The organism is Burkholderia sp. Ac-20349, from assembly GCF_017104865.1.
Classification (GTDB): domain Bacteria; phylum Pseudomonadota; class Gammaproteobacteria; order Burkholderiales; family Burkholderiaceae; genus Burkholderia; species Burkholderia aenigmatica.
Genome location: NZ_JAAGPM010000047.1, coordinates 1 through 14,421 on the forward strand (window position 1 = coordinate 1; position 14,421 = coordinate 14,421).

Annotated in this window: 15 protein-coding genes and 3 pseudogenes; 10 read left to right on the forward strand and 8 right to left on the reverse strand. The window is 58.9% G+C overall.

What is annotated here, in order from left to right:
- Positions 1-369: pseudogene (locus G3N61_RS17175) on the forward strand (FUSC family protein); the annotation flags it as partial.
- Here G3N61_RS17175 and G3N61_RS40080 read toward each other — a convergent pair.
- The 4 genes from G3N61_RS40080 to thrS form a co-directional block, all read right to left on the reverse strand.
- Positions 362-487, reverse strand: a complete 126-nt coding sequence (locus tag G3N61_RS40080) for a hypothetical protein (RefSeq protein WP_277405104.1) — start codon at positions 485-487, stop codon at positions 362-364. The pseudogene G3N61_RS17175 and the gene G3N61_RS40080 overlap by 8 nt on opposite strands.
- A gap of 642 nt (positions 488-1,129) precedes the next feature.
- The gene (locus tag G3N61_RS17180) at positions 1,130-1,705 is read right to left on the reverse strand and encodes a hypothetical protein (protein ID WP_205823152.1); all 576 of its coding nucleotides are present in this window, start codon (positions 1,703-1,705) and stop codon (positions 1,130-1,132) included.
- Complete coding sequence (locus tag G3N61_RS17185) at positions 1,675-2,154, reverse strand: hypothetical protein (RefSeq protein ID WP_205823153.1); 480 nt, start codon at positions 2,152-2,154, stop codon at positions 1,675-1,677. Before G3N61_RS17185 ends, G3N61_RS17180 begins: the two co-directional genes overlap by 31 nt.
- 318 nt (positions 2,155-2,472) lie before the next feature.
- Positions 2,473-3,708 (reverse strand): threonine--tRNA ligase, encoded by a 1,236-nt coding sequence (gene thrS, locus G3N61_RS17190; RefSeq protein ID WP_051889902.1) that lies wholly within the window; start codon positions 3,706-3,708, stop codon positions 2,473-2,475.
- Positions 3,709-4,367: 659 nt separating this feature from the next.
- Between thrS and G3N61_RS17195 the strand changes: the two genes are divergently transcribed.
- Positions 4,368-4,967, forward strand: a complete 600-nt coding sequence (locus G3N61_RS17195) for a DJ-1/PfpI family protein (protein ID WP_043183862.1) — start codon at positions 4,368-4,370, stop codon at positions 4,965-4,967.
- Between the two features lie 10 nt (positions 4,968-4,977).
- On the opposite strand, the gene G3N61_RS17200 is transcribed toward G3N61_RS17195, so the two are convergent.
- The 4 genes from G3N61_RS17200 to G3N61_RS17215 form a co-directional block, all read right to left on the reverse strand.
- Entirely contained in the window at positions 4,978-5,295 is a 318-nt protein-coding gene (locus tag G3N61_RS17200; protein ID WP_205823154.1) for a hypothetical protein, read from the reverse strand.
- Between the two features lie 269 nt (positions 5,296-5,564).
- Complete coding sequence (gene pstS / locus G3N61_RS17205) at positions 5,565-6,590, reverse strand: phosphate ABC transporter substrate-binding protein PstS (protein WP_089452594.1); 1,026 nt, start codon at positions 6,588-6,590, stop codon at positions 5,565-5,567.
- A complete protein-coding gene (locus G3N61_RS17210; RefSeq protein ID WP_205823155.1) occupies positions 6,591-6,908 on the reverse strand; it encodes a hypothetical protein in 318 nt (105 codons plus the stop codon).
- 93 nt (positions 6,909-7,001) lie between these two features.
- On the reverse strand, positions 7,002-7,217 hold the full coding sequence (locus tag G3N61_RS17215) for a hypothetical protein (protein WP_080741607.1): 216 nt from the start codon (positions 7,215-7,217) through the stop codon (positions 7,002-7,004).
- A gap of 200 nt (positions 7,218-7,417) precedes the next feature.
- On the opposite strand from G3N61_RS17215, the gene G3N61_RS17220 reads away from it, so the two are divergent.
- The 8 genes and pseudogenes from G3N61_RS17220 (at position 7,418) to G3N61_RS17250 (ending at position 14,247) form a co-directional block, all read left to right on the forward strand.
- The gene (locus G3N61_RS17220) at positions 7,418-7,732 is read left to right on the forward strand and encodes a hypothetical protein (protein ID WP_089452596.1); all 315 of its coding nucleotides are present in this window, start codon (positions 7,418-7,420) and stop codon (positions 7,730-7,732) included.
- Positions 7,733-8,364: 632 nt separating this feature from the next.
- A pseudogene (locus tag G3N61_RS39585) lies at positions 8,365-8,595 on the forward strand (IS30 family transposase); the annotation flags it as partial.
- Between the two features lie 481 nt (positions 8,596-9,076).
- Entirely contained in the window at positions 9,077-10,489 is a 1,413-nt protein-coding gene (locus tag G3N61_RS17225; protein ID WP_205823156.1) for a radical SAM protein, read from the forward strand.
- Between the two features lie 18 nt (positions 10,490-10,507).
- Positions 10,508-11,722, forward strand: coding sequence for an MFS transporter (locus tag G3N61_RS17230; RefSeq protein WP_205823157.1), 1,215 nt, complete (start codon positions 10,508-10,510; stop codon positions 11,720-11,722).
- Complete coding sequence (gene speD, locus G3N61_RS17235; RefSeq protein WP_205823158.1) at positions 11,723-12,097, forward strand: adenosylmethionine decarboxylase; 375 nt, start codon at positions 11,723-11,725, stop codon at positions 12,095-12,097.
- 241 nt (positions 12,098-12,338) lie between these two features.
- Positions 12,339-13,496, forward strand: coding sequence for a cytochrome P450 (locus G3N61_RS40280; RefSeq protein ID WP_205823159.1), 1,158 nt, complete (start codon positions 12,339-12,341; stop codon positions 13,494-13,496).
- A 120-nt stretch (positions 13,497-13,616) separates the two neighbouring features.
- Positions 13,617-13,940: pseudogene (locus G3N61_RS17245) on the forward strand (integrase core domain-containing protein); the annotation flags it as partial.
- A gap of 55 nt (positions 13,941-13,995) precedes the next feature.
- On the forward strand, positions 13,996-14,247 hold the full coding sequence (locus tag G3N61_RS17250) for a hypothetical protein (RefSeq protein ID WP_205823160.1): 252 nt from the start codon (positions 13,996-13,998) through the stop codon (positions 14,245-14,247).
- Positions 14,248-14,421 lie beyond the last annotated feature (174 nt).

The following is a 14,421-nucleotide window of genomic DNA, read 5'->3' on the forward strand; positions in this document are numbered from 1 at the left end:
GGCTTCGCCGGCAGCCTGCCGCAGAGTCTGGTCGAGCGCGACCTGCGCGATCTGCTCGCGGCCTGGACGATCGGCGACAGCCTGCTGGCGCTGGCCGAACTGGCGACACGCGAACCGGCGGCACGCCGGGCCGTCGCGGCGGTGCGCGGGCGGATCGGGCAGGGCGATTTCGTCCGGCTCGAACGGACCTGCGACGTGGCCGCCCGCGCATTGCGGCGGCGCGTGGCCGACCTCGACAGCGACGACGGGCGCGCGCTGCTGCGCGGCGTCGTGCTGGTGCGGACGATCGCGGAGGCCGCTGCTGCGCACAGCCGTTTCCTGCGCGGGCGTCTGCCTTGGGCCGCGAGCGGTATGGCGTGGCTCAACTGAGCCGATAGACCTTGCCGGGCGTCACTTCCGCCGGCAGCGGCTCGCGGTTCAGTTCGAGCAGCGTGCGCTCGATCGGGCGCGTGAATACGTTGAATTTGGCTGGAGCCGCCTGCGTCACATAAGCGAGGGAGAGAAACGCGGCGTGCAGACCCGTATTGTCTGGCGGTAGTCGATGACGCTACGAGTCGACGTTCGTCCTTGGATTCGCGACAATCAATCGCCAGCGTGAACTAAAGGAGGCGACAGTGAGGCGACTTTTGACCATCGCAGACACATTTTTCATCGCGGGACGCGGTCTAGTCGTGGTGCCTGGCCCTCTTGAAGAGGATTTCTCGGGCCCAAGAAACATGGACGTCGAGCTTCGTCGGCCAGACGGCTCGATCAGTCAAGCGCAGCTAACCGTGACTTACCATTTTCAGTCTCCACCATCCCGGGAGCGACGCTGGTCGTGCACGCTTGAAGCGCTATCCAAGGACGAGGTTCCAATCGGTACGGAAGTTTGGATCGGCTAGATGTAGCCCGAGTTTGTCGGCAGCCCAACGGGGCAGCTCGATGGTCGTCATTCGGCAGTTGTCGCTGATGGCGAGTGACAGCTATCGGCCAGCACCGGCCGTTCGGCAATGCCTTAGCGAATGGCCCGTTCATACTACGGTCCCCAGCTCTGGAGAAAGCAAACGGATGCCAGACTGCATTTCATCTCCCTACTGCCGTAGCAGACGGCACCGTCACTCGAGGAGTGTGTCTCGAGCAGGGTGTGTGATCACAACGCCTCGTCGCCCAAGCTTACCCGGCGGTAGCTGATTGGCAGGTTCAAGCTATTTTTCAGTGTCTCAATATATCGGGCGCTTCCTTCATCAAGCGCTGCTTCACCGACGATGACGAGTTCAATAGCAGAGCGCGCGCCGGGCCAATAGGAATATTCCAGTAACTGGCCAATCGCCTCGCGAATACAGCTTTTCAGTGATTGACCGACTTTTATCTCAAAAAAAGCATAATCTTCATCGGATCGAGCGGCTGCGTCAATTCGACCTCCGCTGCCGTTACATATCTCCGTGCCAACGTTTTCCTCTCCATACTCGGTACAGAGTTCTGAATAGAGCGCCGACTGCAACGCGTTATGGCGCAACTCGATTGAAAGTTGTCGCTCCGGTAACGATGCATTCGCCCACGAGCATTTTGCATGGTTTCCAGCCCGGAAATTGAAGGGGACGGGAGAGTCTTTGTCAGGAGGAAGTTTCCCTCCTGATTCTACAAAAGTGTAGAGCGGAAGAAGCAGGTCGAAGTCCCGAAGAATTCTGTCCAGGTCTATCTGGTCGATGGGGACAAGGGCACCCATGAACACGAAGGTACCCGTTTGAAACAATTCGTGCGGGAGGGGGCAAGAGGGAGGGTGTCCGAACGGACACCTTTGCGAAAGTACCAAACTCTAAAGTCCGCCGGCGCCTTGAATTCCGTTCTAAGAAATTCGTTGAACAACCGCATTTTAGGCAACAGGGTGTCGATGTTCTGAAGCGTTTGGCTCAGTTCCAGGGAGAACGCTACGCCATGACGAATGTACTTCTTGCCGTGACTCTCTTCCATGCCTATATTGAACTGCAGTTCCGCACGTCCACCATAATGGAAAGCCCAGTCGTCGGAGATTGTTGCCGGCAGAAATAACTTCCGTGACGGCAAGCGCTTCTTGTCTTTGAGCTTTACACGAAGGTGCTGAAGCTTTCCAATCTCGTATCCTTCAGCACGCTGGTTTAGCTGCTCCGCGACCTGCGGTATTGTTATCAAGTCCATACCTTGTCAGATTGGTAGGTTCGCGCGCTCCGTTCTCCGGATACCACGAACTGGAACAAATGGGAAAGCGCGCCATGCGGCACGTAGCGAAGCTGCGTGAGGATACAACGACTGGGTTCAGCTTTGGAGCATATAACAAGCCGAGGATGCATCTCGAACACGTAGGTCAAGCGGCCGCTTTGGGCGGCGACGACTGACTGCTTCGGGGGAAACTGAGCGTCTCTTGTGGGTCGATCACCGCCCCTGATGAAGTGACGGCGAAGCAAGCTCAGACCTGATCTGACGCTGACTGAGAGATCAGGTCTTGACTTACGCAGATTATGGCGCCGGTACCTTGGCCTCGCACGATAAAACCGTGATTGCCTCCTCAAGCGGCAACGTAACCTGATCGCCATTGCGGTTGCGGATACTGACCGTTCCATTCTGTTCGTCGCGTGCGCCTACGGCAATCAGGAACGGAATCTGCAAATTCCGGGCGTCAATGATTTTTCGCTCCAGTCGCTCGGCACGGCAGTCAGCAACGACGCGCAGTCCCGCGCTTTCAAGCCTCTGCACCACCCGCATCGCGTAGGGCGCGTGCGCATCGCTGATACTCGCCACGACAATCTGTTCGGGCGCGAGCCACACAGGCAACCACCCGTCGTAGTGTTCAAGCAGTATTGCGATGAAACGCTCCATGCTGCCCAGCACGGCGTGATGCACCATGACCGGCGTCTCACGTACGTTTTCCGCGTTGATGAAATACGCGGACAGCCGCTCGGGGAGCACGAAGTCCAGCTGAATCGTCCCGCATTGCCATTCCCGGCCGCGACTGTCAGACAGCTTGAATTCGAGCTTGGGCCCATAAAAGGCACCTTCGCCCTCGGACAGTTCGAATGCCAGACCGGCCGCACGAGCCGCGGCCGCGAGCGATGCTTCGGCTTGATCCCACACTGCCTCTTCGCCGGCCCGTTGCATCGGCCGCGTCGCCAGCGCGACCGTGACGGACGAAAATCCAAGGTCCGCATAGACCGCGCTCAGCAACTCGCAAAAGCGCACGACTTCATTTTCGATTTGCGATTGCGTGCAGAACACATGCGCATCGTCTTGCACAAACGCACGCGTGCGCTTGAGTCCTTCCAGCGAGCCAGAAGGTTCGTCGCGGTGACACGCACCGAACTCGCTATAGCGAATCGGCAACTCACGATATGAACGCAGCCCCTGATTGAACACCTGCACGTGACATGGGCAACTCATCGGTTTCAGACACAGCGCCAGCGCATCGTCGTGATCGACATCGGCCGATGGCTCGATCAACGATCGCTCGGGTAGCGCATACATTTGCGAGCCGAATTTGTCCCAATGCCCACTGCGTTCCCACAACTCGCGAGCCAGTAGTTGCGGCGTGCGGATCTCGCGGAAGCCCGCGCGGCGCATTCGCATTCGCACGTAATCTTCCAGCACGCGGTACAGCGCCCAGCCGCGTGGATGCCAGAAAACCATACCCGGACCTTCCTGCTGCTGATGGAACAGGCCGAGTTTGCTCCCGAGAATGCGATGATCGCTGTCGTTCATGATGACTCCGTGTTGGTATGTGCTGACAACACACGGAGCGCCATAAACGCCAAGGGCCCCGTCCGTTGCCGGCGGGGCCCTTGAAGGTATGCAACTGCCGAAACTACCGCGCGCACCCTCCAGACGACCCGCCGTTACCGGTGGTCGTCGTGGTGGTGATGCTCGCGAGGGAAATAAATTGGCGTTGCATGAGGCCACGATAAATCAAATGAACAGGTCGCGTCAATTGTATGGAGATCATTGACTCGGTAAATCAGCGCGACGATGACATCTTCAAATGCATGCATACACGCATGCGCGCGGCTGCTTCTGGACGTGCGGGAACGACCGAATCCGGATGTGTCGAATGCTTCTTCGGGGTCATTTCCCCAAAGAGCGCGAGTAGATCCACGCGTAGCTTTCGTGGTGGGGCATTATCAAAATAAAGCGACTGCTGCATCGGTGGCGCGGCGTTCGCGGGTGCTGCAGCAGGTTGCGTGCTCACGTGACCTGAAAAAGTGGCGTTGTCCGCCGAAGTCGACAGTCGCGCTGACATGAGTGCACGAACTGCGCCTTCTGACCAGGTTTCAGTGGTCGCAACGACAAGTTTTCGGCACGGAAGCGACGTTCATCACGGTGATCTGGCAATATGCGTCGGCAGACTTCAGACAGGGCGCCCCATGCACATCGCGATTCTGACGTTCCAGGGCTTCAACGAACTCGATTCCCTCATCGCACTTGGCGTGCTCAATCGAATCAAGAAGCCCGACTGGCGGGTAACGCTTGCCTGCCCGGAGCATTTCGTCACGTCGATGAATGGTGTGACCGTGCAGGCGCAGTCGACGTTGGCGGATGCCTGCACGGCGGATGCCGTCATCGTCGGAAGCGGCATTCAAACCCGGGAGGTCGTCAACGACGCCACGCTGATGGAGCAGTTGAAGCTCGATCCTGCCCGGCAACTGATTGGTGCCCAATGTTCGGGCACGCTGGTTCTCGCAAAGCTCGGCTTCCTCGGCAACATCCCGGCCTGCACGGATCTCACGACCAAACCCTGGGTAGTCGAGGCGGGCGTCGACGTCCTCAATCAGCCATTCTTCGCGCAAGGTAACGTCGCAACCGCAGGTGGCTGCTTTGCTTCGCCGTATCTGGCCGCATGGATCATTGCGCGCACGGAAGGCGAGGAAGCCGCGCGGAGCGCACTGCACTACGTTGCGCCGGTCGGCGAGAAGGACGAGTACGTTTCCCGTGCGCTCGCGAACATCACGCCTTACTTGCCGTAGCCGTAGTGAACTAAAAGAGGGCGCCGCCTCCATTGCAGTGAGCCGGGTTCGGCAGTATCGCCGTGTTCCCGACCGCGGCTTCTCCGGCGCGCGCGGTTGCCACGTCGTTGGGCTGACGTGTGGAGGTGGGGGCGAGAATGTTCGATGCCCCGTTCAGGCAGAGCCATTCGGTGGCGCCGGCTTGCAAGGGGTCGAACTCCAGCAGCCAGTTCGTCTTGCAAAGACGGCAGCGATACTGCCGCACGACGATTGCCGGGCGTCCCAGCGGCCGCAACTTCGTCGGCTTGTGCAATTCCACCAGTTCGCCATGGGCGACAGGATCGGACATTGTGCGCATGTTCGTGCAGGCTTCACAAGGCATGTGCGTCAGCCTTTCAGGAATGCGTCGGCGCGAGGAAGCGTCTCTTCGCTCATGACTCGAATGGTCCGCTGATTGCAACGTGATCGGCGGATCCGGCCCAAGTGCCATTCAAGCGTGCTCATGATCGCGGCGGGCATCGACTGTCGGCCATATCGAACATGCTGGAAGCGCTTCGGAGGGACGATCGCCCTCGCCGCAGTGCGAAGGTGGGCGAGGGCGCGTCCCACCTGACGCACTCAGTTTGCAATCGCCTTACCGGCGGCATCCTTGATTTTCGCTTTCCATTGCTTGCGGATTTCGGACACCACCGAATCGGGAAGCGAGATGTAGTCCAGCTCCGTGGCGGCCTGGTTGCCGTTGTGGAATGCCCAGTCGAAGAACTTGAGCGTTTCCGCCCCTTGTGCGGGCTTGTCCTGCTTCGCGTACAACAGCACGAACGTTGCGCCGACGACCGGCCATGCGTCCTTGCCCGGCTCGTCCGTCAGGATCTGGTAGAACGACTTCGACCAGTTCGCGCCCGCAGCCGCGGCCTTGAACGTTTCGGTCTTCGGCTCGACCACCGTGCCCGTCGAGTTTTTCAGCGCGGTGTAGACCATGTTGTTCTTTTTCGCGTAGGCCCATTCGACGTAGCCGATTGCACCCGGCAGGCGTTGCACGAACGCTGCGACGCCGTCGTTGCCCTTGCCGCCCGTGCCCGTCGGCCAGTTGACCGTCGTGCCTTCGCCGACCTTCGACTTCCATTCGCCGTTGACCTTCGACAGGTAGTTCGTCCAGATGAAGCTGGTGCCCGAGCCGTCAGCCCGGCGAACCACGGCGATGTCGGTGTCCGATAGCTTGACCTTCGGATTCAGTGCGGCGATCGCCGGGTCGTTCCATTTCTTGATCTTGCCGAGGTAGATGTCGCCGAGCACCGGGCCCGACAGCGTCAACTCGCCAGCCTTCACGCCCGGCACGTTGACGACCGGCACCACGCCGCCGACCACGGTCGGGAACTGAAACAGGCCGGTCTTCGCGAGTTCGTCATCCTTCAACGGAGCGTCCGAACCGGCAAAATCCACCGTCTTCGCGTTGATCTGCTTCAGGCCGCCCGACGACCCGATGCCTTGATAGTTGACCTTGCCACCCCCCGCCTTCTTGTACGCGTCGGCCCACTTTGCGTAAATCGGTGCGGCAAACGTGCTGCCTGCGCCGGTGATATCTGCAGCTTGAGCACTGAGGGCAACAAGAAATACGGTGCAGGGAACCAAGATCCGGATGTTCATCTAACGCCTCCTGTCTGCTGTCGACATGCTGGCCTGCGAGCTGGCCTCGGTTGAGAAGTCTGACTTGTCGAGCGGGATCCGCGGGCTGTCTTTCGTCAACGTCGGACGGTTGACCGTGGCCGCGATCGTCTCTCGATTGCTTTCAAACACGGTGAGCAATTGCGTAGGTGTGGCAGTCGGTGCGCCGCGCTTTTCTCGGATGACGTCCGCTGCGAGCTTGATTGCAACGTTCCCCCGGCCGGGGCCAAAGGTGGAGAGCGGCCGGCGTGGATCGTCACCGACGATCGGGTAAGTCAGACAAGTGGCGGAGTCCGTCATCGTGCGCGGTACGTGGTCTCGCATCGAAGGGAAATACGAGTATTGCATCTGCTTGTGAAAACTCAAGGACGGTGCAATGGCTCGATTCGCCTTTCAATGCACGTCACTTGCGACGATGGAGGCCAACGCCCGATCGCCGTCGCGTTGGGCCGTGTCTTCAGTGGAAAAGATGTGGTGACTGAATGCGATCAGTTTGAAGCCGGATCCCGCGGAGCGAGGAACCGTGATGCCCCAGTGCCAGCCTCCATCCTGCTGGAACACGTGGAGGGCGGGAGGCGCTGGGCTCAGTGCGGGTGAAGAAGTCGTCATGGCGTGCTCTCCCGTCATGGGGCGACTGCAGGGCAACTACATTGAATGCGAACCCAGTCTACGGGCACTTTTGCTGCGGCGCAATATGCGGATCCCGCGAAAGCGCCGATGCGTCGAGCGCCACAATTTTGAAATACAAATATGCAAGGTCGGAGATGGCTGGCATATTGATGTGACGATTAAGATTTCCCGGAGGCTTCATGGATCGCAGTTCGCTCGTATGGGCGGGGGTGCCGCATAACAGCGATGGCGTCGTGTTTCAGATTCGGGTCGGCCGCGGGCTTCAGCGTTTTCATATTTCCCGGTTGATTCTCGAGAAAGCGTGCGAGCTCGAGCGACTGGCATCTGACGCGCGACAACTCGAATGCTTTTACGAGCACGTGGCGCCGATCCTGGCAGTCGCACGGAAGGCGCGCACCAATGCGAAGGCCGATACGGTTTCGCTGAATGTTTCGGATTTTGTTCGAACCGGCAACGCGCGGGCCGAGCAGGGTTCTTGGGCTGTGATGCGATGAGCGCCGCAGGGAGGATGAGCGGGTGGCGTGCCCGGTTTCGGAAAGAGCGGGCGCAGGACTTTGCGTAACTTCTCGTGTTGGGTGTTGTCAGGAATGGTGCAGGTCGCGCAGCATCGTCGGGGTGACGTTTGCAGGTGATGCGGTGGGTTGGGGGTTCACGGGGGGCGGGCAAATTTTCATTTGCAATCCGAATTTGTCTGAATCTGGAGCGCGACTGCTCGAAATTCGCCATCCCGTCAGGTGTTGCCGATGGCGGGCGCGCGTCAGCGATTGCTTGATGCAGGCTGGGCGTTATTCACGGATGAAGAAGAAAAATGGTACCGATCCCGCGATTGGGAAATTGGACTGAGGCAATTTCTCGTTCAAGAGCCAGACGGGTACCTGCTTAGACTGACGAGTGACCTCGGTACAAGACCTCTTGGCTTCGGTGGGATCAATAGCTGACGTTCCCGCTTCCTATCCGGTTTGTAGCGGTGGTCGGCACGATTCTAGAACGAAGATTCGATAGTATTCCTGTGCAGTGTGGCATGGTAATGCCCGCTTCCATGCCATGTTTTCCGGTTGTCCGTAACGGGGGATTCAACCGGTCGATGCAACACGCCAGTCGCTGCATAAGCAGTGGCGGTGTTGCAATGAAACAGCGGCGCAGGATCTGCTACACCGAGCCTCAAAAGGCACTGATGCGGGAACGGTGGTGCAGGGGGAACACGCTTCATCAAATTGCCCAACTGTTCGATCGCTATCGCTCCTCTATTCAGGGGATTCTCGCCAGGACGGGCGGAATTCGGCCAGCGCCTCGACATCGCTCTCGGCTTGCCTTGACGCTTTCTGAACGCGAGGAGAACTCGCACGCAGTCGTCGCCGACGGCTTCATGGATACGTCACACGCCTTGCCGAAGGGCGGATAACCCGCCGTGGAGCCAGTCCATTTGGTGACGCCCCATCACCAGTCATACATTTTTTGGTGTAGTCAAAAAAAGTTTGACTGTCATATTTTCTCCTGATACGTTTCATTCACGTTTCATAAGACAAATAAGCGCTTACCGATTGGCGTCATGAGGAGGCCTCGTGCCCTCCCGAAACGACGGCAATATCGAGCCGTGTCACGCAGCATCCGCTCCGAGTGAAGCGGGTCTGGTATCGAATGTCGGAATCAATCTGACATCCTCGCAGGAGGCATCCTGTTCTTTTATTTTGGAGTCCAGAATGGAAGACGTGCTCAGCTATTTCGAAACCCAGGAAGTCCAGGCCATGCCGGTGAAGATGGGCGTCTGGTAAGCCACGATCAGGCGTTGAAAGAGGAGGGGCGCATGCCCCTCCTTCCTGGCAAACACGGGGGGCGACATGAATCTGCTGGCAGGGGCATCGCTAATCAAGTTTGATCGTCAGTTTCCAATCTACAACTTCTTCTTTCCCAATCAGGGCAAGGAACAGTCCGCGGTATCGGCGTCTCGCGTGTGGCATCACGCGCAACAACACGCTCGGTCGCGGGCGCTGTATTTCCACATTCCGTTTTGCGACACGATCTGCAATTTCTGCCCGTTTACCCGGGGAAAGTATTCGGATCGTTCCACCATCGATCAGTACTTCGATGCGCTCCTCACCGAGATCAGGATGAGAGCCGAGTCGGTCGATCTGAAGCACGTTCCGGTGAGCTCGATCTTCTTCGGCGGCGGCACGCCGAGCCTGCTTGATCCTGAGCAGATCAGGCAGATCGGCGAACTGATTCGTGCGACCTTCGATCTGTCGCAGTTGCGTGAATTCTCGTTCGAAGTCGAGGTCAAGAGCCTCACGCCCGAGCGTGCCGCAGCCATGCGAGACATCGGCGTGACGCACCCGCGCTTTGGCTTGCAGACGTTCTCACCCAGGTGGCGTGAAATATTCGACCTGACCGCGACGCTCGACCAGATCCACGGCGCAGCGACGCTGCTCAAGGAAATGTTTCCGTACCAGACGTTCGATATCCTGTATGGCATGAGCGGGCAGGACGAGGAAGAACTCGTCGCGGATCTTCAGAAAGCCGTCGCGCTCGGTACGACAAACGTCGATATCTACCCGATCGACAACATCGTGACCCAGGTCGGGTTGCACAAAAAGCTGTCTGACGAAGCCGCAGCGCCGACATCGGCGATGCGCAAATTCGGGATGAACCTCCTCGTCGACCAGTTCATGCGGCACGCCGGATTCATGCCGCACAACGGCCACGGCTACGTTCGCACACCGGCAACGACCAGCGTCGTGAGCGACGCCTATTCGTTCGTCTATCACGAACATGTGTACGGCTACCACGACCTCGACCTGTTGGGTTTCGGCGTGAACGCGATCAGTTCGACGATGGGGCACGTCACGACGAACACGCATAGCAGGAAGGTCTATCAGGAGAAGATCGCCGCCGGCGAGTTTCCCAGTGTGGTCAGCCAGCACGACGTGTCGCTCGACTACGCTCGCCCGCTCGTCCTCCGCCTTCCCTATCACGGAACGATCGAGAAGCAGCGCGTCGTCTGGGACCAGGTTCATCCCGAAGTGCTTGCCAAATTTGACACGCTGAGAGGCGAGGGATTCGTCACGGAAGACGATACGTCCATTTCGCTGACCAAGCTCGGTTGGTATTGGTACGTCAATCTCATGTACTTCCTGATGCCAAAGGCAGACCAGCTGTTGATGAACGGCATGGTCGTCGACAAACTCAAGGACCCGGGGCGCCAGTTCTCGAAGCGAGAATTGCTGTATCCGATCATTCCTCTGGCGGCAGCGTAGCGAAAGGAGGCAGGACATATGATCGGAATGCTCCGTCGTGAACGGCGATTCTCGGTGTTGCTGGCCGGCAATGCCATGTCCCAAATTGGCGATGGCGTTCACGAGTTCGTATTCGTCATCACGGTGTTGCACGCCGCACACAACAACGTGGCGCTCGCCGGCATCGTCTACTTCTTCCGCTTCATCCCGTATCTGGTGCTCGGGCCGCTCGGCGGCGCATTGTCCGATCGACTGCCTCGCCGCGCGCTGATGGTATTCGCGGATCTCTCCCGTGCCGTCACGACGGGACTATTCTGCGTGCTGCTCGCGATCGATCGTGTCGACCTCGTTTCGCTGGGGCTGATCGGCATGGCGATGACTTCTTTCCGCACATTGTTCCAGCCGGCGTTTCAGGGGACGATTCCGGCGATCGTCAAAACCGAGCACCTGCCTGCTGCCAACGGGGCAACGCAAATGGCCGCCGAAATGGGCGGACTCGTCGGGCCCGCGCTCGGCGGCGTCATGCTGGCGACCGTCGGCAATCCGGGCTTCGTGTTGATCATCGACGCTGCGACCTATCTGCTGTCGACGCTTTGCGTCTGGTGTGCCATCGCGGCGCACATGCGCGACGACGCCTCGCTTTCCCAGGAGAAACTGACGATCCGGAGTCTCTACGGCGATTTCGGGCAGAATCTCAAGGGGGCGTTACAAAAGCGCGAATTGTTCGTCACGATTGGATACTCTGCGCTTTGCATTCTGTTCGTCGGTTCGGCCTTACGCATCCTGATTCCGGCGCTGTTGAAAGGCAACGGCTACTCGGACAGCATGGTCGGTTATGCAATGAGCTTCATCGCGTTCGGCGCACTGGCCGGAGCCGTCGTGTGCAGCAAGGTGATGCGGCGATTCGATACGCGCAATCTGATGCTCTATTGGAGCATGTACGGCATTGCACTCGCGATCCTGCCGGCCTGCGTGGTTAGTACACCGACCATTTTTGCGGGATGCTTCTTGCTGGGCGCGGTAGGCGCATTCGCCGACGTCATATTGCCGACCAACATTCAGAATCTCTCGACCGACGCGAACGTCGGCAAGAACTTCAGCCTGTTCTCTACATTGGCGAACACGAGTGAAGCATTGTCGGGTGGCTTGGCAGGATTGCTGACGCTGATTTCACCTGTCGGTGGCAGTCTGGTGATCACGGGGCTGCTGATTGCGTCGGTCGCCTATCTCGGCAAGATTCGGGTCGAGGTTTGAATGGACGGGGCATCGTATCTGGCTTGCGGTCGCCACGTCTTTGTCGACATATCGGATACCAACCCCGAGGTGCTGAATGATCTGTCGTCGCTCGAACGGGCGTTGACGGAGGCGGCCATCACGGAAGGGGTGACGGTTCTCGGGGTGATCCGGCATGCGTTCCAGCCAAGCGGAGTAACCATCCTTTTGCTCCTCGCCGAATCCCACGTATCGTTGCACACCTATCCTGAGCAGGGAAAAGCGTTCTTTGATGCGTTCACGTGCGGTGTGCAGTTCGAACCGGCCAATATTTTCCACGGCTTCGCTCGGGCTAGCGCCGTCGGATCCTATCGGATCGTTCAGTGCGAGCGAGGGGATCGGAGCAACGAGACGTGACGATCTGACTGCGGCGTGCGACGTATCGCTGTCCGTTGCCGGCTCATCGGCAACGGACACCAGAGGTTCTGTTCACATTCTCACTCGCAGCCCCAGGTGGACCCACGGCACAAACAAGCGCTACGAAGGCGAGATGGCCGCCGGCGAGCGTGTCGTATCGAATGGAGAGCGGGCGAAAATGTTCGATGCAATTGAAGCCGCGTTCGATGAGGCATTCCCGATCCGGATCTGAGGGCATAACGTGCAAGAACCCACCATTTTGACGGCGCTGAAGCGTGGCTTTTACGACTCACGGATCTACTACGAGACGTTACGCTCGTTCGGCGGCGGCCACGGCGTGTTTTTCGACAGGTATCTCGATGGTCACGTCGTAATCGGCTACGAAAATTGCAAGGAAGTGGCCCGGCGCATCGACGAGTTTGGGCGCAGAAGCCTGTCGTTGCCGTCCGACCTTGTTAGCAGCAGCAGGCAAGCCCGATCGGGATACGAAGTCATGCAGGCGATGTCCATTTTCTTGCCCGCGGGCTCCGCTTATGCGGCACGACGTCAGCGACTCCTGGAAGCCGTCGGTCACGCCAGGCATGATCCCCGCCTCGATCGTATCCGCGGGGCGGCGTCGAAATCGATTGACCTTCTTCCTGCCGACGAACCGGCCGAAGTGTTCCTGACCTCGTTGCGACCGTTCGTGGCTCGCTGTGCCAATTTCCTCGTGCTGCAAATGGCAGAGGTGCCTGCATACGTCACCGAGGATGCCGTGACCGTCACCTACTTCTTCGACGGGAAAAGGCCCAAGCGAGAAGATCTGATTGCCGCCATGGAAGCGACCGATCGCCTGGCGGACTGGCTGGCGACGGAGCGCGGTTTGTCGCGCGCGAACGACGCAGAGATACTGGCCGATCTCGTCCTGCTCTACGTGGCCGCTCACGAAAGCGTTTCGTATCTGCTCTACACCTGCCTGTGGCGCCTCTCGACGAGAGAGGGAGGCCTCGACAATGCTCTGCTCCCCCATCTCGCGTCGTTCATCGCCGAGGCCTTGCGGTACGATTCGCCCGTTCAGATAAGCGGTCGCGTCGCACTCGATGATGCCCGAATCGGTGACTACCTGGTTCGAAAGGGCGAGCGCGTCTATCTGCATGTCGGCGCCGCTAACCGGGACGATCAAGTGTTCAGCAATGCTGACGTGTTCGACGAGAACCGGCAACCGATGCATCTTGGATTCGGGTGGGGCCCCACGCGATGCGTCGGGTCGGAATTCGCGGCCGCGTGCGCAACGGAATACCTCACAGCGTTCCTTGCGCGCTTTTCGCGCGTGCATTATCACAACGAGCAGACCCGGTTTGATCACGGCCTGTCTGCGCGCGGATTGAAAACGGCCAGCTTCTCTCTGAGGCCTCGTTGAGGCGACATCACGTCACTCGGAGGGGAGCGTAAAGGGCGTTGTCGCCGGCTGGTCTTGTTGCGACAACACGGCCACATCAGCCGCGTCGATCCGAATGCCGCGTATCGGGGCGTGGCGGCGCCAGCGGAAATCGAATGGCTCACGGATAACAGCTCGGGCTACACTGCCGAGAAGACCCGCGCCTTCGCTGCCGACATCGGCCTGAAGCCGTTGACTACGCCGGTGTGCAGCCCACAAAGCAACGGCATGGCCGAAAGCTTTGTAATGACAATGAAGCGCGACTACATTGTCACTACACCGAAGCCTGATGCAGCAACGGCCGTTCGCAATCTGGCCTTCGCGTTCGAACACTACAACGAGAAGCATCCGCATAGCGCTTTGAAATATCGCTCCCCACGTGAGTTCAGGCGAACCTTGGTCCGGGAGGAATTTGATGCAACCTGACGCAGTACTACGTCTTCGTCTGAGAACCACAGCCGAAGGCGGGCGAAATGGACCGGTGCTCGTCAATCCAGGCATGCACTACGGTTGCCCGCTGGTCATCGAAGGCCAGTACTTTGATTGTCGCTGGTTGGTGGAAGGTCGGACGCTCGAACTGGGTCGCGAACACGATGTACCGGTAAAGTTTCTGTCATTCGCCCTGGTTGCCCCACTTCTGGCTATCGGCAAGGAAATCCAGATGTGGGAGGGCGGGGTCTTCGCAGATGGCGTCATTACGGACATCTGTCGAACACCCGATTCGCACCATTGACGAGTTCGATTTAGCGCGTGTCCGGAGATGCGGGGGCAAGTCCATACTTGACCATCATTCAGGATCCGTCCTGACACATTGCGATAGTTCAATTGTCGCTAATCATCGGCGCGCATGTTACGTTCCGTAGCGTCGACGCGTGACGATTCGTTTGCTTTGTAACGTTCCTTCGCG